Annotated in this window: 24 protein-coding genes; 2 read left to right on the top strand and 22 right to left on the bottom strand. The window is 66.8% G+C overall.

All coding sequences use genetic code 11. From position 1 onward, the window contains the following. Positions 1-40 precede the first annotated feature (40 nt). From GZH52_RS04090 to GZH52_RS04050, 9 genes are all read right to left on the bottom strand, one after another. On the bottom strand, positions 41-886 hold the full coding sequence (locus tag GZH52_RS04090; RefSeq protein WP_163315231.1) for a PhzF family phenazine biosynthesis isomerase: 846 nt from the start codon (positions 884-886) through the stop codon (positions 41-43). A 102-nt stretch (positions 887-988) separates the two neighbouring features. Then, complete coding sequence (locus tag GZH52_RS04085; RefSeq protein ID WP_163315230.1) at positions 989-1,372, bottom strand: RidA family protein; 384 nt, start codon at positions 1,370-1,372, stop codon at positions 989-991. 5 nt (positions 1,373-1,377) lie between these two features. Next, positions 1,378-2,565 (bottom strand): radical SAM family heme chaperone HemW, encoded by a 1,188-nt coding sequence (gene hemW / locus GZH52_RS04080; protein ID WP_163315229.1) that lies wholly within the window; start codon positions 2,563-2,565, stop codon positions 1,378-1,380. Beyond that, positions 2,562-3,155, bottom strand: coding sequence for an RdgB/HAM1 family non-canonical purine NTP pyrophosphatase (gene rdgB / locus GZH52_RS04075; RefSeq protein ID WP_163315228.1), 594 nt, complete (start codon positions 3,153-3,155; stop codon positions 2,562-2,564). Before rdgB ends, hemW begins: the two co-directional genes overlap by 4 nt. A gap of 56 nt (positions 3,156-3,211) precedes the next feature. Continuing rightward, a complete protein-coding gene (locus GZH52_RS04070; protein ID WP_239058012.1) occupies positions 3,212-4,282 on the bottom strand; it encodes an ABC transporter substrate-binding protein in 1,071 nt (356 codons plus the stop codon). Between the two features lie 67 nt (positions 4,283-4,349). Then, positions 4,350-5,309, bottom strand: coding sequence for a tRNA dihydrouridine(20/20a) synthase DusA (dusA, locus tag GZH52_RS04065; RefSeq protein ID WP_163315439.1), 960 nt, complete (start codon positions 5,307-5,309; stop codon positions 4,350-4,352). 41 nt (positions 5,310-5,350) lie between these two features. Continuing rightward, on the bottom strand, positions 5,351-6,067 hold the full coding sequence (gene rph, locus GZH52_RS04060) for a ribonuclease PH (RefSeq protein ID WP_163315226.1): 717 nt from the start codon (positions 6,065-6,067) through the stop codon (positions 5,351-5,353). 71 nt (positions 6,068-6,138) lie between these two features. After that, positions 6,139-6,984, bottom strand: coding sequence for a PP2C family protein-serine/threonine phosphatase (locus tag GZH52_RS04055; RefSeq protein ID WP_163315225.1), 846 nt, complete (start codon positions 6,982-6,984; stop codon positions 6,139-6,141). Next, the gene (locus tag GZH52_RS04050; protein WP_163315224.1) at positions 6,981-7,934 is read right to left on the bottom strand and encodes a serine/threonine-protein kinase; all 954 of its coding nucleotides are present in this window, start codon (positions 7,932-7,934) and stop codon (positions 6,981-6,983) included. Before GZH52_RS04050 ends, GZH52_RS04055 begins: the two co-directional genes overlap by 4 nt. Before the next feature lie 87 nt (positions 7,935-8,021). Here GZH52_RS04050 and GZH52_RS04045 point away from each other — a divergent pair, with 87 nt between their 5' ends. Together GZH52_RS04045 and GZH52_RS04040 are read left to right on the top strand one after the other, a co-directional pair. Next, a complete protein-coding gene (locus tag GZH52_RS04045; protein WP_163315223.1) occupies positions 8,022-8,888 on the top strand; it encodes a YicC/YloC family endoribonuclease in 867 nt (288 codons plus the stop codon). 310 nt (positions 8,889-9,198) lie between these two features. Beyond that, the gene (locus GZH52_RS04040) at positions 9,199-10,407 is read left to right on the top strand and encodes a hypothetical protein (RefSeq protein WP_163315222.1); all 1,209 of its coding nucleotides are present in this window, start codon (positions 9,199-9,201) and stop codon (positions 10,405-10,407) included. Positions 10,408-10,786: 379 nt separating this feature from the next. Here the strand turns inward: GZH52_RS04040 and GZH52_RS04035 are convergent, their stop codons facing one another. From GZH52_RS04035 to GZH52_RS03975, 13 genes are all read right to left on the bottom strand, one after another. Next, complete coding sequence (locus tag GZH52_RS04035) at positions 10,787-11,644, bottom strand: NAD(P)-dependent oxidoreductase (RefSeq protein WP_163315221.1); 858 nt, start codon at positions 11,642-11,644, stop codon at positions 10,787-10,789. 27 nt (positions 11,645-11,671) lie between these two features. After that, positions 11,672-11,959: an EscU/YscU/HrcU family type III secretion system export apparatus switch protein gene (locus GZH52_RS04030; RefSeq protein WP_163315220.1), complete on the bottom strand. Its 288-nt coding sequence runs from the start codon at positions 11,957-11,959 to the stop codon at positions 11,672-11,674. Further along, positions 11,956-13,014 (bottom strand): flagellar hook-length control protein FliK, encoded by a 1,059-nt coding sequence (locus GZH52_RS04025; protein WP_163315219.1) that lies wholly within the window; start codon positions 13,012-13,014, stop codon positions 11,956-11,958. Before GZH52_RS04025 ends, GZH52_RS04030 begins: the two co-directional genes overlap by 4 nt. After that, positions 13,011-13,406, bottom strand: coding sequence for a DUF2802 domain-containing protein (locus tag GZH52_RS04020; RefSeq protein WP_163315218.1), 396 nt, complete (start codon positions 13,404-13,406; stop codon positions 13,011-13,013). Before GZH52_RS04020 ends, GZH52_RS04025 begins: the two co-directional genes overlap by 4 nt. 29 nt (positions 13,407-13,435) lie before the next feature. Next, positions 13,436-13,759 carry a flagellar protein FliT gene (locus GZH52_RS04015; protein ID WP_163315217.1) on the bottom strand — a complete coding sequence of 108 codons (324 nt, stop codon included), beginning with the start codon at positions 13,757-13,759 and terminating at the stop codon, positions 13,436-13,438. Then, the gene (fliS, locus tag GZH52_RS04010) at positions 13,746-14,156 is read right to left on the bottom strand and encodes a flagellar export chaperone FliS (RefSeq protein WP_349290634.1); all 411 of its coding nucleotides are present in this window, start codon (positions 14,154-14,156) and stop codon (positions 13,746-13,748) included. Before fliS ends, GZH52_RS04015 begins: the two co-directional genes overlap by 14 nt. Positions 14,157-14,178: 22 nt before the next feature. Further along, the gene (gene fliD, locus GZH52_RS04005) at positions 14,179-16,155 is read right to left on the bottom strand and encodes a flagellar filament capping protein FliD (RefSeq protein ID WP_163315216.1); all 1,977 of its coding nucleotides are present in this window, start codon (positions 16,153-16,155) and stop codon (positions 14,179-14,181) included. Between the two features lie 93 nt (positions 16,156-16,248). Further along, positions 16,249-16,659: a flagellar protein FlaG gene (locus GZH52_RS04000; RefSeq protein ID WP_203525613.1), complete on the bottom strand. Its 411-nt coding sequence runs from the start codon at positions 16,657-16,659 to the stop codon at positions 16,249-16,251. A gap of 83 nt (positions 16,660-16,742) precedes the next feature. After that, positions 16,743-18,218, bottom strand: a complete 1,476-nt coding sequence (locus GZH52_RS16975; RefSeq protein WP_163315215.1) for a flagellin N-terminal helical domain-containing protein — start codon at positions 18,216-18,218, stop codon at positions 16,743-16,745. Between the two features lie 194 nt (positions 18,219-18,412). Further along, positions 18,413-19,600 (bottom strand): flagellin lysine-N-methylase, encoded by a 1,188-nt coding sequence (gene fliB / locus GZH52_RS03990; RefSeq protein ID WP_163315214.1) that lies wholly within the window; start codon positions 19,598-19,600, stop codon positions 18,413-18,415. A gap of 15 nt (positions 19,601-19,615) precedes the next feature. After that, positions 19,616-20,374, bottom strand: coding sequence for an S-methyl-5'-thioinosine phosphorylase (locus GZH52_RS03985; protein ID WP_163315213.1), 759 nt, complete (start codon positions 20,372-20,374; stop codon positions 19,616-19,618). 145 nt (positions 20,375-20,519) lie between these two features. Continuing rightward, entirely contained in the window at positions 20,520-20,948 is a 429-nt protein-coding gene (gene ruvX / locus GZH52_RS03980) for a Holliday junction resolvase RuvX (RefSeq protein WP_163315212.1), read from the bottom strand. Continuing rightward, complete coding sequence (locus tag GZH52_RS03975; protein ID WP_136552019.1) at positions 20,941-21,501, bottom strand: YqgE/AlgH family protein; 561 nt, start codon at positions 21,499-21,501, stop codon at positions 20,941-20,943. The genes ruvX and GZH52_RS03975 overlap by 8 nt, the downstream gene beginning before the upstream one ends. Positions 21,502-21,626: the final 125 nt, after the last annotated feature.

Raw genomic sequence — 21,626 nt, 5'->3', positions numbered from 1 at the left:
AGGATGCCAACACCGCCTGCTCCCGTCAAGAACACCGGCATCATCCGCGGAAATCACCGTCTGCCATCGCGCGCACGCGCCCGCCGACGCTGACCTGCCCCGTCGCGTCGATGCACAGGCGCAGGCGGTTCGGCCGACCGGCGGTCTCCCCCTGCTCGACACACCAGTCGAGGTCCCGTTCACCGCCTAGCGCCAGATAACCGCCCAGGTTCGCGCACGCCGAGCCGGTGCCGATGTCTTCGAGCACCGCCCCGTCTTGCACGTAGAAATACCGCACCGTCGCGACGCCCTCCGCTGCGTGCCACAGGTAGGCGATGCTGCGCCCGGGTCGCAGCGTCGCGCCGGCGATGAGCCGCGCAAGATCGGGCCTTGCCGCGCGCACCGCGTCGCGGCTGCTGACCCGGATCAGCAACTGCTCGGAGCCGGTGTTCACCCATTGCGGCGCGCCGCAAACCGCACCTTCCGCCAGCCCCAGCATCGCGGCGGCGTCGCTTGCCGAGAGCGCCGCCGGGCGCAGTGTCGCCGTGGGCACCCACAAGAACCAGTGTCCGTCCGCTTCGTACACCCCGATCGGCCCCGCGTTGCAGCGAAGGGTGAACGCTGGCCCCAGCGCGCGCTGCGCGGCGAGCACCGCCGCCGCGCCGAGCACCGGATGCCCGGCAAACGGCAGCTCGGTCGCCGGCGTGAAGATGCGCAGGCGCGCGGCGGTGCCGTCTGCCTCGCCCGGCAGCACGAACACGGTCTCGGCCAGGTTGAACTGGCGCGCGATCGCCTGCATCTCGTCATCACGAAGCTTGCGGGCGTCGGTAAACACCGCGAGCGGGTTGCCGCCGAAACGGCTGCCGTCGCTGAATACGTTGACGATGCAGTAAGGAAGTGCGGCCACGGTTTTCCCCCGAAATTGTCTATTGGATCACACGGACGGCACACGGCAAAACGCCGCCGGCAAAAGCACGGCGGCGTATGGCAAAAACGGCAGAGTCCGGGTTTAGCCCAGCACCATCACCGCTTCCGCTTCGACCTGTACGCCACGCGGCAGGCTGGCGACGCCGACCGCGGCGCGCGCCGGGAACGGCTCGGCCATGAATTCAGCCATCACCTTGTTGAAGGTCGCGAAGTTGGCGAGGTCGGTCAGGTAGGCATTGAGCTTGACGATGTCGTTCAGCGAACCGCCGGCCGCCTCGCACACCGCCTTCAGGTTGGCGAACACCTGGCGCGTTTCCGCCTCGAAGCCGCCCTCGACCACGGTCATGGTCGCCGGGTCGAGCGGGATCTGCCCGGACAGGTAGACGGTGTTGCCGGCCTGCACGGCCTGCGAGTACGCGCCGATCGCTGCCGGGGCCTGGTCGGTGTGGATGATTTTCTTGGTCATGGTGTTCACGCTTTGTCGTTGAGGAACAGGGTTAACAAGTCGTTCAGGAAACGCTGGCCGGCGAGTGTCGGCCGGATCAGCCCGCCTTGCCGCTCGATCAGGCCGCGCCGCACCGCCTCGTCCAGCTCGCGGGCGATCTGCACCAGCGGCAGGCCGGTATGCGCGGCAAACAGCGACTCGTCGAAGCCGCCGGTCAGCCGCAGCGCGTTCATCATGAATTCGAACGGCAAATCGCGGCGGCCGACCTTGTGCGCCTCCTGCACCGGCTCGCCCGCGGCGACCGCCTTCAGGTAGGCCGCCGGCTGCTTGTAGCGCATCTGGCGGCGTACGCCGTCGTGCGCGCTGACCTTGCCGTGCGCGCCGGCGCCGATGCCCAGGTAGTCGCCAAAGGTCCAGTAATTGAGATTATGCCGGCACTGCCGGCCGGGGCGCGCGAACGCAGAGGTCTCGTAGTGCTGGAAACCGGCCGCCGCCAGCCTTTCCTCGATCGCCTCCTGCATGTCGGCCGAGCGCTCGTCGTCGGGCAGGTTTTCCGGCTCGTAGCGCGCGAACAGCGTGTTGGGCTCGATGGTCAGATGGTACGCCGACAAATGGGTGACGCCGGCGGAGAGCGCCGTGTCGACGTCGGCGAGCGCTTGATCCAGCGTCTGCCCGGGCAACGCGTACATCAGGTCGGCGTTGACGTTGTCGAAGTGCTGAAGCGCCGCCTCAAGCGCGCCGCGCGCCTCGGCGCCGCCGTGGATGCGGCCGAGCGTACGCAGGAAGCCGTCGTCGAAACTCTGGATGCCGAGCGACAGGCGGTTGACGCCGGCCGCGCGGTAGCCCTCGAAACGGCCATGCTCGACGGTGCCCGGGTTGGCCTCCATGCTGATCTCGGCGTCCGGGTGCACGCGCACGCGCGCGCGCACGCCGGCGAGCAGGTGGTCGATCGCCTCCGGCGAGAACAGGCTGGGCGTGCCACCGCCCATGAAGATGGTCGTCACCGGCCGCCCCCATACTGCGGGCAGCGCAAGCTCGAGGTCGGCGAGCAAGGCGTCGACGTAGCCCGCCTCGTCAAAACCCGCTTTCGCCTCGTGCGAATTGAAGTCGCAGTACGGGCACTTGCGCACGCACCACGGGAAGTGGATGTAGAGCGACAGGGGCGGCAGGCTCTTGAGGCCACCCGTCAGCGCCGAGAGGTCGATCACGCTCATGCGAACGCCGTCAGGCGAGAGAGCAAGGCCTGCATCGCCTGGCCGCGGTGGCTGACCCGGTTCTTCTCTTCAGCCGGCAGCTCGGCCACCGAGCAGCCGTACGCGGGGATCCGCACCAGCGGGTCGTAGCCGAAACCGCCGTCGCCCGAGGCCGCGTCTGCAACTTCGCCCAGCCACACCGCGTCGACGATCAGCGGATGCGGGTCGTCGGCGTGGCGCACCAGCACCAGCACGCAGGTGTACCAGCAGCGGCGGTTGTGCTCGCCCTGCATCTTCTCAAGCAGCAGCGCGTTGTTGCGCGCGTCGCTCTTCGGCTCGCCGGCAAAGCGCGCGGAGAGCACGCCGGGCGCGCCGCCCAGCGCCTCGACGCACAGGCCGGAGTCGTCGGCCAGCGCCGGCAGGCCGGTCTCGCGGCTGGCGTGGCGCGCCTTCTCCAATGCGTTCTCGACGAAGGTGTGGTAAGGCTCGGCACACTCGGAGACGCCGAGCGCCTGCTGCGGCACCACCTTCACCCCGAGCGGCGCGAGGAGCGCCGAGAATTCGCGCAGCTTGCCGGCGTTGCCGCTGGCGAGCACCAGTTGGTCGAACATGGTCTTTCCTTGTCTTTCTGCAAAAACGGGGCGCCACCGGCGCCCCGCATCCGGCCTTAGTGGCCGGCCTTCACCTGGGTCCACAGGCGGTTCATCAGCCGGCGCTCCTTCGGCGTCTGCTCGCGCAGCACCGTCCACTTGGCGACCGTCTGCGGCGTCGGGTTGACTACCGGGTTGGCCTTGAGGTCGGCACGGAAGAAGGGCTCGGCGGTCTTCACCGGGTTGGTCGCGCCGTTCAGGTTGGTCAGCTCGGCCGCGTTCTTGCCGTCGAGCATGAAGTTGATGAACTTGTGCGCAAGGTCCGGGCGCTTGGCGCTGGCGAGGATGGCCATGGTGTCCACCCCCAGCTCGTTGCCCTCGCGCTGCGCGCTCATCGCGACCTTGAACGGACGGCGGGCCGCCTTGGCGTCCTCGGCGGCCTGGTGGAACTCGGTCGAGTAACCCAGCGCGACCCAGATATTGCCGACCGCCAGCTCTTTGAGGTAGCTCGCGTTGGAGAACGCCGCCCAGTAGGGCTTGGCGCGCGCGATCACGTCCTTGGCTGCGCGGTAGTCGGCCTCGGTCGCCTTGTTCGGGTCCTTGCCCAGGTAGAACATCGCCGCCGAGAACACCTCGCGCGGGCTGTCCAGCACGGTGACCTTGCCCTTGATCCTGGCCAGCACCTTGGGGTCGAAGATCACCGACCAGCTCGTCGGGTCGACGCCGAGCTTCTTCAGCCGCACGTCGTTGTAGCCGACGCTGGTCAGGCTGAGCACGGTCGGCACTTCGTAGCGGTTGCCCGGGTCGTAGCTCTGGTTGAGGTAGGCCGGGTCGACGTTCCTGAGATTGGGGATCAGCTGCTTGTTCAACGGCTGCAACAACTTCTGCTTGACCATCGGCTGGATCACGAAGGACGACGGGAACACCACGTCGTAACCCTTGGCGCCCGCGGAGAGCTTGGCCAGCATTTCCTCGTTGTCACCGTAGAAGTCCTGCACCACGCGGCAATCGCAGCTCTTCTCGAAGCGCTTGATGGTGGCGTCCGACAGCGAACCGCTCCAGTTATACAGGTGGAGCACGTCGTTCGGACCGGCCAGCACGCTGGTCGACGCCAGCGCGGACAACAATGTAACAGTCAGCTTGTTCAATTCAGGTTCACCTCCAGACAGATCAGGGCGACGGCCCGCTCGGGCCGCCGCTAAAAAAACGGGCAGTTCAGGCGCAGCTTGCCTCGGTGCGCGGCGCGCGCGCACGCGGCAAGGCAGCCAGCAGCAGGGTTTCATTTGCGCCGTCGAGCAAGGCGGCGTCGGACAGCGTGCGCCGCCAGTTGCGCGCGCCGGGCACGCCCTGGTAGAGGCCGAGGATGTGGCGGGCGATATTGCGCAGCTTGTTGCCCGCGGCGATCTCGCGCGCGACATACGGCATCATGGCGCGCGCGACGTCGTCTCGGGTCTTGTCAGCGGCAGTGGCGCCGTAGAAGCGTTCGTCCCACTCGGCCATCAGCCACGGGTTGTGGTAGGCCTCGCGGCCGACCATCACGCCGTCTACATGCTTCAAGTGCCCGGCAATCTCGTCGTTGCTCTTCACGCCGCCGTTGAGCAGGATCTCGAGTTCGGGGAAGTCGCGCTTCAGGCGGTAGGCGTAGTCGTACTTGAGCGGCGGGATCTCGCGGTTTTCCTTGGGCGAGAGACCCTTGAGGATGGCGTTGCGCGCGTGGACGATGAAGGTCGTGCAGCCGGCCTCATGAATACGGCCGACGAAGTCGCGCACGAAGGCGTAGTCCTCGATGGCGTCGATGCCGATGCGGTGCTTGACCGTCACGTCGATGCCGCAGGCGTCGCGCATCGCCTTCACGCAGTCGGCAACCAGTTCGGGCTCGGCCATCAGGCAGGCGCCGAACGCGCCCTTTTGCACGCGCTCGGACGGGCAACCGACGTTGAGGTTCACCTCGTCGTAGCCCCACGCTTCGGCCAGTTTCGCGCAGCGCGCGAGCTCCTGCGGGTCGGAGCCGCCCAGTTGCAGCGCGAGCGGGTGTTCGGCGTCGTCGAAGCGCAGGTGGCGCTCGACGTCGCCGTGCATCAGCGCGCCGGTGGTCACCATCTCGGTGTACAGCCAGGTGTCGCGGGTGATCAGGCGGGCGAAATAGCGGTAGTGGCGGTCGGTCCAGTCGAGCATCGGCGCGACCGACAGCGTGCGCGGGGGCAGCGGTTGGCAGCTCACTTGGACAGCGCCTCCGACTGCAGGCCGATCAGCTCGCGCACGCCCTTCTCGGCGAGCTCAAGCAGCGCGTTCAGCTCTTCGCGGCTGAACGGCACGCCCTCGGCGGTGCCCTGCACCTCGACGAAGCGGCCGGACGCGGTCATCACCACGTTCATGTCGGTCTCGCACGCCGAGTCTTCCGGGTAGTCGAGGTCCAGCACCGGCTGGCCTTCGTAGATGCCGACCGACACCGCCGCCACCGCCTCGCGGATCGGGCTCTCGGCGAGCTTGCCGGCGGCGATCAGGCCGGCGATGGCGTCGCTCAGCGCGACGAAGGCGCCGGTGATGCTGGCGGTGCGGGTGCCGCCGTCGGCCTGGATCACGTCGCAGTCGACCACGATCTGCCGCTCGCCCAGCTTCTGCAGGTCGACCACCGCGCGCAGGCTGCGCCCGATCAGGCGCTGGATTTCCTGGGTGCGGCCGGACTGCTTGCCGCTGGCGGCCTCGCGGCGCATGCGGCTGCCGGTCGAGCGCGGCAGCATGCCGTACTCGGCGGTCACCCAGCCCTGCCCCTTGCCCTTGAGGAAGGGCGGCACGTTCTCTTCGACGCTGGCGGTACAGATCACCTTGGTGTCGCCGAATTCGACGAGGACCGAACCTTCGGCGTGGCGGGTGTAGTGACGGGTCAGGCTGACGCGGCGCAGGGCGTCACAGCTTCGCTCGGAGGGGCGCATGGCAAACATCGATCCGCAAAAAACGCCCGATTGTACAGCAACTTGCGTGCGACCCCCAAGGCCGGGCCGGCCTACAGCCCGCCGCCTGCGGCGAGCATCTCGCTCTCCAGCGTCGCGCCCAGCGCGTCGGGCACTTCGGGCGCCTGCGCGCTGTCGAGCACCTCGGCGCCGGCCGCGTCGTCGGCGAGCGGCATCAGCGCGGCGGCGCTCAGGTTGTCGCTGCGCTCGCCGGCCCGGCGCTCGGCCACCTGCAACAGCGCGGGCACCACCCGCTGCGGCGCCCGGGCCGTCAGCGCGCGCGCCAGCTCCTCGTCGCCGAACTGCGACCAGACGCCGTCCGAGCAGACCAGCACCGCGTCGCCGCGCCCTAGCGGGAGCGGCCCCGCCTCGCCGACTTCCGGCTGGTCGATGCCGCCCAGGCAGCTGGTCACCCGGTTGCGCTCGGGGTGCGCGAGCGCCGCCTCCGGGGTGAGCTGGCCGCAATCGATCAGCCGCTGCACCGTCGAATGGTCTCGGCTGCGCCAGAGAACCGCCCCGTCCCGCAGCAGGTAGGCGCGCGCGTCGCCCGCCCACACGGCGTACAACTGCCCGCGCTGGACCAGCGCGATCGCCACCGTCGCGCTGGGCACCTCGGGAAAGCGCCGCAGCAAGGCCATGCGTTCGAGCGCGGCCTGGATCTCGGCAAGCCCCTCGCGCAGGAAGGCCTGCGGATCGGCCAGCACCGGCCGCGCGCCCATCTCGAAGCGGTGCGACAGGGTGTCGATCACCATCTGCGCGGCCAGTTCGCCGTTCAGGTGGCCGCCCATGCCGTCGGCGACGACCAGCAGCCATGCCTCGCGCGAGTGCAGCGTCAGCACGCGGTCTTCGTTGTAGCTGCGGGATCCGATCCGGCTGCCGGCCATCCACGCAAATTTCATCCACGCTCCTTGACGCGTTCGGGGCGCAGCCAGCCGCCCAGTTTCTGCAACAGTCCGTCGGGTTTGGCCGGCGGGGAGAACGGCGCCTGCAGCGCCTTTTGCACCTCGAGCAAGGAACCGGGACGCTGCTCCGGGTCCAGCGCCATGCTGCGGCTGACCAGCGCGAGCAACTCTAAGGAGTAGCGGGCCGCCGCCTCCGCCAGTGCGGGCGGCGCCGCGCCCGGCTCGCGCTGCTTCGCGGGCGGCGGCGCACCGATGCCCAGGCACGCGTACAGGCAGGCGCCGAGGCTGTAGATGTCGGTCCACGGGCCGAGCCGCGCGTCCGCTCGCGTCTGCTCGGGCGGCGCAAACGCCGGCGTGTACATCGACACTGCCTGGCCTTGCTGGCGCTGTGCGTTCTGCCGCGCCGCGCCGAAGTCGAGCAATACCGGCGAGCCGTTCCTGCGCAGGTAGATATTGGCGGGCTTGAGGTCCAGGTGCAGCAGGCGGCGGCTATGCACCTCGCGCAGGCCGCCGACCAGCTCGACGAACAGGCGGCGCAGGCGGGCCTCTTCGAGCGCGCCGCCGGCAAGTTCGATCTCGCGGGAGAGCGGCCGCCCTTCCGTGTAGTCCATCACCATGTACACGGTCTGGTTCGCGGCGAAAAAGTTGCGCACGCGCACCACATTGGGGTGCTGGATGTCGGCGAGCACCCTCGCCTCCTCGAAGAAGCACTTCTTGCCGACCCGGAAGGGCTCTGCGTCGAGCTCGCTGATGACCTCGACCTGCAGGTCGGCGTTGTGGCGGGCCATCGAGCCGGGCAGGTATTCCTTGATCGCCAGCTTGCGGTCGGCGTCGTCCAGTGCGAGGTAGACGCGACTGAATCCCCCCTGGCTCAGCTCGCGGACAATGGTGTACGCATCCAGCCGGTGTCCGGCCGGCAGTCCTGTCGTTTGCTTGGTTTGCGTCATCGCTGTTGTTATAGTGTGTTGGGCCCGGAGGCAGCCCAAGCCCTCCGGACCCGGTTCCTCTTTGTCACCCTAACCGGGAGCTCCCCCATGATTCTCAGCATGACCGGATTTGCGTCCGCCACCCGTGAATTCACCGGAGGTATGCTGGCGATGGAAATCCGCGCCGTCAACCACCGTTACCTCGACGTACAGATGCGCCTGCCGGAAGAGCTGCGCGTGATCGAGCCGCAACTGCGCGAAAAGATCGCCGCGCGCGCTTCGCGCGGCAAGCTCGAATGCCGGGTCAGCCTCAACCAGGCCGCCGACCAGGCGCCGACCCTCGAGCTCAACCGCGAACTCCTGCAGGGCCTGCTCGCGCTCAGCGCCGAGGCGCGCACGCTGGCGCCCAACGCCAAGGACCTGAGCCTGGGCGAGCTGATGCGCTGGCCGGGCGTGCTCAAGAGCAACGAGCTGCCGCCGGCCGTGCTGCAGCAGCTGTGCAGCGAATGCCTGGACAGCGTGCTCGCCGACTTCAACGCGAGCCGCCAGCGCGAAGGCGCCAAGCTCGCGCAGATCCTGACCGAACGGCTGGACGCGATGGAAAAGATCGTACGCGAGATCAAGCCGCGCCTGCCGCTGATCCTCGACGGCTACCTCGCCCGCCTCTCCGCGCGCCTCGCGGACGCGCTGGGCAGCGTCGACGACGACCGCATCAAGCAGGAGTTCGCCCTGTTCGCGCAGAAGATCGACGTCGACGAGGAGCTGACCCGCCTCACCACCCATATCGCCGAGGTGCGCCGCATTCTCAAGGCCGGCGGCCAGACCGGCAAGCGGCTGGACTTCCTGATGCAGGAACTCAACCGCGAAGCCAACACGCTGGGTTCCAAGTCGGTCTCCACCGAAACCACGCAGGCGTCGGTCGAGCTGAAGGTGCTGATCGAACAGATGCGCGAGCAGATCCAGAACATCGAGTAAACACCCCAGTTGCCACGATCTGCAAAGCCCCGTTCAACGGGGCTTTATTTTTTCAGCAATTACCTGAGGTCCCCGCCTGAGCGTAAACAGACGCACAGAAAATCGATCAGCCGGCACAGCATCCATGTGGGTGCTTGACCCTGTTGCCTGTTTTACACAAGAAAATAAAAAGACTTCGCTCCTGCAAATATCCACTCTATCGTTATGCCAAACGATTTTTTAGTACTACAAAAACCATCAAACCGCCCGCTGCCCAGCCAGTCCATCGTGACCGGCGCAGGCATCCGTGGACCAACAGTCAGGAGCCTCCATGAACCTTAAAGTCAAACCGCTCATTCCCCTGCTTGCCCTCACCCTCGCCGCCAGCCCCGCCTTGGCTGATCCAAACGCAGAACAAGTGCAGTTGCTGCAACTGCTGCAGGCCCTTAGCAAGCAGCAACAAATTGCGCCAGCCGCCATCCCTGCGAGCCCGGCCTCGGTCGAACTGCCGCCGATGTCGGAGCAGCAGCAGGCTAAACTGTACGCCTCATGGCCCAAAAGCCAGTCGGTGATGTTCTTCAAACGCTACCGGGACGGCTTCGCGTTCAATGGCACCCGGCATATCGACCCCGACGGCCAGATAGTCGCCTACCAGTTTGATTCGGTTACCGGCGACGTGGGTTACGTCGTTAAAAACGGAGACGATAGCGCACTGATCAAGGTGATGCGCGCCGGGGGCGAACCGGTTTCGCTGGCCTCCGGCGTACTCAGCGGCGACATCTGGAAATTCAAGACGGTCTCCGGCAAAACACTGGCCGGCGACAAAATCATTCCCCTGTCGCGCGGCTTCATGCTGGGACGGGAAAGTACCGGCTTCAGCTACCTGTTTGGCGAAGGGCTCAGAAGCATCGCCGCGCCGGACGGCTTTGATTTTGCCCGCTTCCAGAATGGCGACATGGCGTCGACCGGCTACCTGCTGCTGGAGCGGCGCCAGGATGACCAGCGCATCACCGGCGATCAGGATATCGACAGCCTGATCGGCACGGTCAAGTCGCTGGGCAGCCTGTTGGGCGTTACCAAAAAAGAAGACTACCTGCTGCTCAATACGCGGAACAACACGACGCTGCCGATCAATGTATCGATCGAGGACAAGAACGCCCATTTCTACAGCGGCTGTACGCCCAGCAAAATCAAGTATGTCAACCAGTGCAGGAATATGGCGAGTTTCGATTCGCTGTTCGATCAAAATGGCCGCCCCAACCAGACCCATTATTTCTGGCGCATCCAGTGGATGAATACGGCGGATGGCCCGCTGCTGGTGGCTCAGGAAAACGGCCTGCGCGACATCACGGTCACCCACCTCAAGACCACCCAGCGCGCCACCGTCCTCAACCGCACGCTGGGTATCGCCAGTTTCGAGACGAACATGAGCGAAAACGGCAAACTGCGCATTTCGGCACAAATGGGCTTCAGCCGAGAGACGGTCGACGACGCGTTCGCGAGCATGCAGGGCAAACTGACCGAGCAGCAGAAGATCTGACGCTGCGCTCATTGGCATTAAGCGAGCAGAGCCTCAGCCGCGCGAATCTCCGCAGCGGCACCTGCCACTGCCGGCAAGCCCCGCAGCGACTGAGCCGCCAAACAGAACGCCCGGCTGAGCCGGGCGGTTTGCTGAAGCGCCAAAGACCGGTGCTTGGCCGGGCTTGGAGCCCTAATCCCCACTGTACTGCTGTTGCAGGTAAGAGCCCGATTTGTGACTTTGGCCGGAGGTTGAACACCCGACCAGCGCGGTGAGAACCAGTGCGGCTGCCGTAATCGACAGCACGCGGCGCAGGGTAGACACGATGACTCCTTCTGTGTCTGCGGCCACACATGCGGCCTCGCTGAATATAGCCCCCCTTGCCGGCAGGGCTACGCGCTCAGCGCTCCTGCCACACCAGCCGCGCGATGGCAGAGGAATCGAGCTCGCCGTCGCCCGCTTGCACCAGCTCGTCGATCAGCGCCTTGACGCGGGTTGCCTCGGGCAGGGTGACGCCCAGTTCGCGCGCGGTGTCGAGCACGATGCCCATGTCCTTTTGGTGCAGCACCGCCTTGAAACCGGGCGCGTAGTTATCGTCTATCATGCGCTGCCCGTGCACCTCGAGCGCGCGGCTCTGCGCGAAGCCGCCGAGCAGCGCCTCGCGCACCGGTGCCGGGTCGACGCCGCAGGCGCGGGCAAGCTTGACGATCTCGGCCACCGCCGCGATGCCGGCGCCGACCGCGATCTGGTTGCACGCTTTGGCGACCTGTCCGGCGCCACTGTCGCCGATACGGGTGATGGTCTTGCCCATCGCCGCGAGCGCCGGGCGCGCGGTTTCCAGCGCATCCTCGCGGCCGCCGACCATGATGGTGAGGGTGCCGGCGATGGCGCCGGCCTCGCCGCCGGAGACTGGGCAGTCAAGAAACAGGACGCCACGTGCGGCCAGCTTGGCGGCGACGCGGCGCGCGCCGATCGGCGAGATGGTACTCATGTCGACGCACACCAAGCCCTCGCGGCCGTGTTCGGCAACGATGTCGGTGATGGCCTCGACGTCGGGGGTATCCGACACGTTGCTGACCAGCACGTCGACGCTGGCGGCGAGTTCGGCGACGCTGCCTGCCCAGTGGGCGCCGACGTCCAACAGCGGCTGCGCCGACTCGGGCCGCCGCGCCCATACCGTCACCTCGAAGCCTGCCTGCAGCAGATTCAGCACGCACGGCCGGCCCATGATGCCGAGCCCGATATATCCAACTTTCATTTCACCCCCAGCAAAGCAAAAACCACATCATACCTTGCCGCCCGCTGCGGCGGCCTGCTGCTCGAGGAAGTAGACGAAGGCTAAGAGTTCGGCGACGGCGCGGTAGAGGTCGGCCGGGATCTGCTCGTCGAGGTCGACCCGCATCAGCAGGCCGACCAGCTCGGGGGAATCGTGCACGAACACGCCGGCTTCGCGCGCGCGCTCGATGATACGCTCAGCCATCTGGCCGTATCCCTTGGCGACCACCTTGGGCGCGGCTGCGCCGTCGCGGTAGGTCAGCGCGACGGCCGAATTGCGCGGGCCGCGCGCGCTCACGGCGTGCCCTCCGCCGGCGCCGGACCATCCTGTGCCTGACTCTCGGCCTGATCCCCGGGCACCGCTTCGCGCAGGTTCAGCGCGGCCAATTGCAGGCCGGCGGCCGCCAGTGCCTCTTCCAGCCGCGCGCGGTGTTCGCTCGCCAGTTGCAGGGTCGCCGCGTCGGCGGCGAGCGACAGTTGCACCTGCTTGCCGACCAGGCGTAGGCGCGCACCCAGTTCGCCCAGCGCCGGCAGTTCGAGGTTGAGGCGGGTCGACCACGCTTGCTGTTCGTCGCTGCCGTCCGCCTCGCGCTCGGGGTCGGCCTCGCGCTCGATCTGCCACTGCGCCGGCTGCCCCGGCCATGCGTTGACCTGCACGTTGACGGTGCGCGTCTCCAGCGTGTCGAGCTGGCGGGCGACCAGCGCGCCCAGCTCGGCCGCCGCCTCGGCGCGGCCGGCCGGTTGCGCCTTCAGTTGTTCGCCCAGCTGCGCCTGCGGCTGCGACTGCAGCTTCTCCAGCGGCAGGCGCCCCTCAACCCACGCCTTCTGCGACGCCTCATAAAACACGCCGCTGTCCTTGACCGTCTGCGCGAGCTGCTCGCCGCGGCTGCCGGCTGCCGCCTGCGGGTCGGCGAGCAGGGTCGGCACGGCACGCGAGGCCCCGGCCTGCGGCGCCGCGCGCAATAGCGCGTTCATGTAGTGGGTCGCGTCGCTCAGGCGTACCGCAACCGAGGTGTTGGCGCTGCCTTCTTTCGCCTCGCCCGCCAGCGCGAAGGTGAGCTGCGGCGTAAGGGACGCCACGCGCAGTTGCAGCGTCTCGCCCTTGGCCGACAGTTGCGGCGGCAGCTGCAGGGTAAACAGGCCGTTCTTGATCAGTGCGAGCATGCGGCCTTCCGGTTGGCGCTCGAGCACACGCGCGCTGACCGTCTCGCCCAGCAGCAAGGGCGGCAACTTGGCCGGCACCTTGTCGACGCCGATTAACAGCCGGCTGGTATCTTTGAGCAGTTTGGCGTTGTCGACGCCGGACAGGGACGAGAGCGCGCGGCCGACCTGCGCGCCTAAGGCTGGAATCATGCGGTGGGGCTATTGCGGTAAAGGGAGACGATCAGCTCGGCCTCGCTGCGCGAAATGCCGCAGCGCTCGGCCACCTCGCCGGCCGACAGGCCGTGGCGGGCCAGCTCGATCGCCTGATTGTAGGGGGAACCGCCGCCCGACGGCTCGATGGGTGCCGGTACGTCGGCACGGCGCCGGGCCGGCGCGGGCGCCTGGCTAACCGCAGAGGGCTGGGCGCCCGCCTGCGCGTGCAGGTCTTTTTGCAGGCGGCTGATCTGCGCCTGCATCTGGTCGAAACGGTGTTCGTCGAGCGCGCGCAGGCTTTGCTGGCGGCGCAGCCAGAACACGCAAGGCAGCGCAAGCGCCGCGGTCCACAGCGCGAGCACGACAACCAGTTCAAGCCAACCCAACATGCTGCCCTCCTGCGCGCGCCGGTGCCGGGTCAGGCTCCCTTGCTGTAGGCGTCGAGCACCCGGTTTTGCGTACGCAACAATTGCATTTCAGCGGAAAGGACGTCCCGCTCGGCACGCAGCAGGCGGGAGGCTTCCATGATATTAGCCTGAACGGCCGACACTGTCTCACGCAGCGCCAGCCGCTCTTGCGCATCCAGTGCCAGCGTGGCCACCGGAGGCAGGCGCTCCTGCATGGCGGAGAGGCGCGCACCCAGCGAGAGCGCCTCGTCCCAGTACTGCGCACGCGCCGCCTGGCACGCCGCCTCGGACAGTGCCAGGCAATCGAGCCAGGCCTGTTGTTCAGCGCCCTGCATGCGCGGCCACCGGCTGCGGCTGGCCGATGCCGACCCACGCCTCGCGGATCTCGCCGAGCAAGGCCTCGACCTCGTCCAGCGCCGCCGCGTCGTTGTTCAGGTTGGCGTGCAAGAGGCGCGCCGTACAGTACTCGTAGAGCGCCGACAAATTGGCCGCCAGATCTCCCTGCTGCATGTCCAGCGCGTTGCGCAAGCCCTCGTCGACGATGGCGATCGCCTTGCCGATCAGGCGCCCCTTCTCGGCGACCTTGCCCTGCGCCATCTGCAGGCGCGCCAGCCGGATCGCCTGCAAGGCGCCGTCGAGCAGCATCTGCACCAGCTTGTGCGGGCTGGCCGACGCCACCTCGGTTTCCAGCGCCGAACTGCCGTACGCCTGCTGCATTCTGCGGCTAATCACTGCTTGCTCCTCGACTTCTTCGTTAATTGCCACCCGACAGGCCAGCCAGCTGCTGGGTCAGGAAATTGCTCATATTGTTGTACTGCGCCAAGAGCGCGTCCATCGCCGAGAACTGCGCGCGGTAGCGCTTCTCGGTCTCGATGAGCCGCCGCTCCAGTTGCTCCTGCTGGGTAGTCAAGCCCTTGGCCGATTCGCTCAGGCCGTTGCTGAACGCGTCGATCGCGCCGTCCTTCTTGACCAGGCCTTCCAGCGTCTGGTCGAGGTCGAACGCGAAGCCCTTGCTGAACGAGATGGTACCGCGGTTGCCGGTCATCCCGCCGCTGACGGAAATGGTCAGCCCTTCGACCGGGGAGCCGACCGCACCGGTAAGCTTGTTGCCGTCGCCCTTGGCCGGGTGGCCGCCGATGGTGCCGGCCACGCTGTCGCCGCCGGGGATGCCGGCGCCGGGCTTGAAACCGGCAAAGCCAAGGCCGGAGACCAGCTCGACCGACGATTCCTTGCCGGTCTTGGCCGACTGGATCGCCAGCTTGCCGCTATCCGGGTCGACGATCACCGACACCTTGCCGTCCTTGCCCAGCTTCTCGTTGATACCGGATTCGATCGCGTGCGCCAGTTCGGCTGCCGAGCCGTAAGTCTTCTCGGCCAGAGAAACCTTCACTTCCTTGCCGTCGACCTTGATCGTGAAGTCCTTGTTGCTCGCGTCCACCGTCAGCGAAGGCTTGCCTTCCGCCTCCTTGGTGCCGTTGAGCAACTGGGTGATCACCACCTCATAGTCACCCGGCTGCGTCTTGCTGCTGCCACCCACGTAGCTGATGCCGGCGTCCGTGGTCACCGCGTCGGTCGCGAAGAACTTGGCGATATCGTCGGCGTTCTTCTCCAGCGCCTTGTCGAGCACCTTTTCGTCGAGCTTCATGGTGCCATCGGCGTTGAAGGTCAGCCCGAACTCGGACGCCAGCGTAAACGCGCCGCCGTTGTCCGAGCTCTGGTTGAACGCCGTACGCACCTGGCTCTGGATGGCGCGGATGATGCTCGCGCCGTTGAGGATGCCGGCCGGGCGCGCCTCGCCCGGCTTGACCGTCGCGTCGAGGTTCACGCCGGACACGTCCTTCAGAGTCTTCATCAGGTCGTTGTAACCCTTGACCAGCCCTGCGAGCGACTCTTTGATGCCCGAGGTATCCTTGCTCACGCTCAGACGAGCGGGTTCCTCATCCTTGTGCAGCTTCTTGATGGTCAGCGTCACGCCGTCGATGGCGTCCGTCACCGTGTTGCTCTGCTTGGTCACCTCGATGCCGTCGAGCAGGAACCTGGCGTCCTTGGCCGCCTGCACCTCGGCCAGCATCGGCTTGCCGTCGGCAGCGAGCAGAGGTTTGCCGTCCTTGCCGTGCGTCGAAAGCTGGTTGAGTGCGTCGTCGCTCGCCTGCACCTTGATCGTGTTCTGCGTACCGGTATTTTTCGACGAATACACCAGCTTGTAGCCCGAGCCGTCGTTGACGATGCTGGCGTTCACGCCGACGTCCGCCTTGTTCACCGCGTCGCGGATATCCTCCAGCGTCGCGTTGGGCGGGATGGTCACGCTCTTGGGCGGCTTGCTGGGGTCGGCTGCGGACGAAAAGGTCAGCTTGCTTTCCGTGCCGCCGGTGATCGCCGACTTGGCACTGGTAAAGTTGCCCGACGCCAGCTTCTGCTCTTGCGCGAGCTGCAACACCTTCACCGAGAACGAGCCGGTCGGCGCCTTGCTGGACGCGGAAATGCCGACATGGTCTTCCGAACTGGTGGTGCCCTTGTACGACACGAACTTGCCGGCGTCCTGCAGCGCCTTCACCGCGCCCTGAAAGGCGGTCACCGCGCTCTTGACCTGGCCGACCGCCGAGATCTTCTGCTGCAGCAGCGCTTCCTTCTGCTGCAGTTGCAACAGCGGGCGTGACTCGATCGCCATCAGGTTCTTGATCAGCCCGTCGATATCCATCCCCGAGCCCAGTCCCCCCACGCTCAACGCCATACCCGCTCCTTCCACATCCGTTAACCGGCGCACCCTAGCACAAAATGGCGCGCCATCGCCTTGCGCGTCGGCAAGGCGGTGTGATTACCACGCCTACGCCTTGTCCCTGAACAGCACGCCGACGATCTTGTCCAGGCTCTGCGCGATTTTCAGCATTTCCTCCGACGGCATCTGGCGGATCACCTCGTCGGTAGACTTGTCGATCACCTTCACGACATCAATGCCGGTCTCCTCGTCGACGCTGAATTTCAGCTCGCTCGAGTAAGCGCTCACCAGCTTGTTCACCTTCTCGAGCGCCCCCTTCAGGTCGCGCTCTTCGGCGCCGCCCTTCAACTGGCGCCCAGCCTCGCCGCTACCCAGCGCCTGCACCGCCTGCGTCGGCACCGCGACAGTCGGCGCGCTGCTTTGCTGCGAGGGCAGCGCCTGCGCACGGCCACTGTTTTCCTGCTGCACCGGCGGCGCGTAACCGCCGCCTGCCGGACTAACCGGACCCATCGTCGTCATGGTGTTCTCCCTTACCAACAAAAACCCGGCGGGGTCGCCGCCGGGTCGTGGTCTGACTTATTGCTTCACCCCGCCGGCGGCGCTTAGCGCAGCAGCTGCAGCACCTGCTGCGGCAGCTGGTTGGCCTGCGCCAGCATGGCGGTACCGGCCTGCTGCAGCACCTGGTTGCGCGACATCTTGGCGGTTTCCGCCGCGAAGTCGGTGTCCAGAATGCGGCCGCGCGACGCGTTCAGGTTCTCCGCGCTCGACTGCAGGTTGGAGATGGTGCTGCTGAAGCGGTTTTGCACGGCACCGAGGTCGGCACGGCGGGCGTTCACGGTCGACAAGGCGGCGTCGAGCACCTTCAGGGCATTGTTGGCGCCGTCTGCCGTACTGAGATCGACGGCGTCCACTGCAGTCAGCTTGGCGTTGGCCGGAGCCACCACACCGGCCGTGGTACCCGCACCGGCGGCCAAGGTGAATGCCGAGGTCGAATCGAAGGAGATGGTGCCGCTGATCGTGGTCGAATCAGTAGCCGCACCTGAGGTCAGATCAATACCGGTCGAGTCGTTCGGGGTCTTGACCTTCACCGTCTTGGTGGTGGCGTCGGTGGTAAAGTTGTCGATCTTGATGTCGGCACCGTTCTTGTTCGACAGTTCCAGCTCGCCAGTCTTGCCAACCGTAGCAGAAATGCCGGTGGTCGCAGTCTGCGCGTTTACCGCCTCGGCCAACGCCTTGTAATCGCCGCCCACGGTGGCGGAAATGGTCACGGCCGTCGCGTTGTCACCCTTGAGTTCGAACGACACAGTACCCGCAGCGATGCCGGACAGCGATGCCTTGGTTTCCGCCGTCGCCGACACCCCGGTCGAGCCACTCGTAGCGTTGACCTTGGCCGCGATCGCCTTAGCGCTGTCGCCAGCGGCCACATCGATAGCAGCAGTCTGACCGTTACCGGACACCGCAAATTTGTCGGTAGCCAGTACGCCATTACCGCCGGTGGAGTCAGCTGCCGGAGCAGCGGCTTTACCCAGCTTGCTGGCTGCTGCGGTATTGGTGGTTGCCTGATAGTTGCCGATATCGGTACCGCGGATGCTGCCGACCGACACGTTGATGGTCTGCTGGGCATTGGCGCCGACCTGGAACTGGGCGTTGCTCATCGAACCATCAAGGATGTTCTTGCCGTTGAACTGGGTGGTATCGACCAGACGGTTCAGTTCTTCCTTCAACTGGTTCACTTCGGACTGGATTGCCTTGCGGTCGGACGCCGAGTTGGTGTCGTTGGCCGACTGCACCGCCAGTTCGCGCATGCGCTGCAGCATGTCGGACGCGGAGGTCATGCCGCCTTCGGCGGTCTGCGCCAGCGAGATGCCGTCGTTGGCGTTGCGGCGCGCCTGGTCGAGGCCACGGATCTGGCTGCTCATGCGCTCGGAGATGGCGAGGCCGGCGGCGTCGTCCTTGGCGCTGTTGATGCGCATGCCCGAAGAGAGTCGCTGCAGGGAAGTCGACAGGGCAGACTGGGAACCGGACAGGTTGCGCTGGGCGTTGAGCGAAGCGACGTTGGTGTTGATGGTCATCGACATGATGATGCTCCTTGACTAGGTTATCCATCAGGCCCGCCACCCCGACCCCATGCCGGTGTGCAGCCTTCACCAGCTTTATCGTCACCCCTTATCAACCCTTTAGGGCTTTTTTATATTTTTTTGCCCGACGCTGCTCGAGCGAGTGCCCACCGCCACCAAAGCCCTCCCCGGCAGCATCCCGTTCCCCGCATGGTTCAGGCCGGCAGCACCCGCAACCAGTGCTCGGGCTTGGCAAAGCCAACCTCCTCCAGCACGCGCACGCACCCGGTCAGGTAGGCCGGGTTATGCATCACCTCGCGGTAGTAATTGGCGAGCAGCTCGGCCTGTTCTGGCGCAACCAGTGCGCGGCCGCGCGCCAGCGCGAGCCCGGCCCACCAGAAACGCAGGCTCAGGTACTGGGTACACAGCAGCACGGTATTGGCGACCAGTGACGGCTCCGGCGCCAGCGGCGCGTAGCTGCCCAGCGCGTGGTTGTACAGCACCCGCGCCAGCACCTCGTCCATCTGCTCGTCCGCCAACGCGGATGCGGCCGGCACGCCGCTATCCCAACCGGCCGCGGCTTCGTCGACCAGTTCGCAATAGCGGCGCCGCGTCAGCGCCCAGCGCGTGCGCAGGCGACTGAGCGCGGCCAATAGTTGCAGGTGCAAGTCGTCGTCACGCTGCCACAAGGCAACCGCCTGCATGGCGTCGCCCGACGCCAGCAAGTGCTGCCACTCATCCAGCACGCGCTGGATCCCGACCTCGCGTGTGACACCCGCGGCCAAAGGAGCAAGCCGCGCCGCGTCGATCGCCTCGGCGATCAGCAGCAGCAAGCCCAGCCGCTGCCAGAGCGGGATGTCCTGACTGCCCAGCACGCCAAGGTAGAGCACCCTTGCATTTTCATTCAACGCATTTCCGGGGAGAGCATTCACCATATGCGGCCTTGCAATGCACGGCATGATGGTCAACTCCACCGCGCCGGCATCCTCGACCAGCAAGCGCGCCACCTCGGGGCACGACGGCGACGCGGTCTGCACGTACTGTCCGGCCGCTTCGATGGTGGTGCGCGGGTAGGTCGCACAGACAGCGGGCAACATCGCCTCGCCGCAGCGGGCGTGCAGCCGGCACAGCCCATCGTTACTAAAGAGCGGACAGCGCCCGTCGGCGCCGCCGACGGCCAGAAAGCCGAAATCGGCGCTGCCACTTTTGCCCTGGCCGCGCTTGAGCGCCTGCGCGATCAGCGGTTTCAGCTCTCGGTCAGGCAGGTTCTTCAGGCGCTGGTAGCTATCGTGTTCGACCGCGATATTCCAGCCGTAACAACAGGTATCCGGGCACGCCGGGCCCAGGCAGGAAAAACGGCTCAGGTAGGCGGGCACCAGCATATCGGCGTGCAGGTTTTGCATCGGGCTCTCCAATATTCAAGCGGTCGGGCAAGGCGCGGCGCTGGGACCCCGGCACACCGCCTCGATCAGCTGGCCGACGGTGTCCATGCCGGCCGACAGGCGCACCAGGTCAAAGGCGACGCTCTCCTGCGACGCGCCCTTGCCCGCCGCGTCGTTGACGACCAGGCACAGGTGCGCGTACGGCAGCTTCAGTTCGCGCGCGAGCGCGGCTTCGGGCATGCCGGTCATGCCGACCACGTCGCAACCGTCGCGCTCGAGGCGCGCGATCTCGGCGCGGGTCTCCAGCCGCGGGCCCTGGGTGACGCCGTAGGTGGCGCCGGTGGCGAGCGGCACGCCGAGCGCTTCAGCTGCGGCCAGCAAGCGCGCGCGCAGTTGCGGGCAGTACGGGCGGGTGAAGTCGGCGTGCACCACCGGCTGGTCGGGGCCGTCGAAGTAGGTGTGCTTGCGGCCCCAGGTGTAGTCGATGATGTCGTCCGGCAGCACCAGCGTGCCCGGCGCGAGGTCGGCGCGGATGCAGCCGACCGCGCCGACGGCGAGCACGCCCTGCACGCCTTGCGAATGCAGCGCCCACAGGTTGGCGCGGTAGTTGATCTCGTGCGGCGCGAACGAGTGGCCGTAGCCGTGGCGCGCCATGAACACCACGCCGGTGCCGCCGATGCGCCCGTAGGTCAGCGGGCACGACGGATCGCCGTACGGGGTGCGGATCACCTGACGGTGGGTGACTTCGAGGTTGGGCAGGTGGTTGAGCCCCCTGCCGCCGATAATGGCGAGCATCTGGCCTCCTGGCCGGCGAGCGGCGCTGCACGCGGGCCTAGCCCGCGCCGGATTTGAAACAGCCCCTATTGAAACACAGCAGCCACCCTCGGGTGGCTGCTATAGATCAAAAAGGTGAAAAGTGCCGGCGCGGCGGGCGCGCACGCTACAGCGGGACGCCGAGCCCGTCGAAAAACGACTGCAAAATCGCCTGTGCGGCGACCTGGTCGAGCACCGGCTTTTGCTTGCGCCCGCGCACGCCGGCTTCGCCCAGCATGCTCTCGGCGACCTGCGAGGTGTGCCGCTCGTCGACCATATACACCGGCAGGCCGTAGCGGCTCTTCAGCCGGTTGCCGAAGCGGGTGGCGAGGCGCGTCATCTCGTGCGGCGTGCCGTCGGCGTGGGTCGGCAGGCCGACCACCAGCGCGACCGGCTGCCAGTCGGTGATCAGCCGTGCGATCGCCGCGAAGCGCTCGTCGTTGACCACGGTGTCTATCGTCGCGTGCGGGTGGGCAATGCCGATCAGCGTCTCGCCCAGCGCGACGCCGATGCGCCGCTCGCCGAAGTCGAAGCCGAGTACCGAACCTTCAGGCATGGCCGACGTCCCCCGACAACAGCATGGGGTCGAAGCCCAATAGCGCGATCGCCGCGTCGTAGCGCGCGTCCGCCGGCAAGGAAAACAGCACCGCCGGGTCGGCGGCGACGGTCAGCCACGCGTTAGCGGCCAGCTCTTCCTCCAGTTGACCCTTCTCCCAGCCCGAGTAGCCGAGCGACACCAGCATGCGCTCGGGGCCGTTCGCTTCGGAGACGGCGACCAGCACGTCTTTCGAGGTGGTCAGCGCCAGTTCGTCGTCGACGACCAGGCTGGACTGCCACGAGCCGATCGGGCTGTGCAGCACGAAGCCGCGTTCGGTCTGCACCGGCCCGCCGAACAGCACCGGCTCGGCGGCGAGGCGGGTGTCGGGCAGCGGCAGTTCGAGCTGCTCAAAGAGCTGCGCCATCAGCACGCCGGAGGGTTTGTTGACGATCACCCCCATCGCTCCGTGCTCGCCATGGTCGCACAGGTAGATCAGCGAACGGGCAAACAGCGGGTCGACCATATTGGGCATGGCGATCAGGAAGTGGTGGGCAAGGTTTAGCGCGCTCATGTGCGCATTATGGGTACGCGGCGCACGCAAGGGCAAGGCCGGCCGGGCGGCGATCGCCGCTTGCGTCCAAGTTCGGCGCGCGCACGCGCTTGCCGTTAGAATCGGCGTTTTGACTCGCCGCCGCG

It is taken from the genome of Crenobacter caeni, assembly GCF_010435965.1.
GTDB lineage: Bacteria > Pseudomonadota > Gammaproteobacteria > Burkholderiales > Chromobacteriaceae > Craterilacuibacter > Craterilacuibacter caeni.
This window is presented reverse-complemented; position numbering and strand designations above follow the sequence as displayed.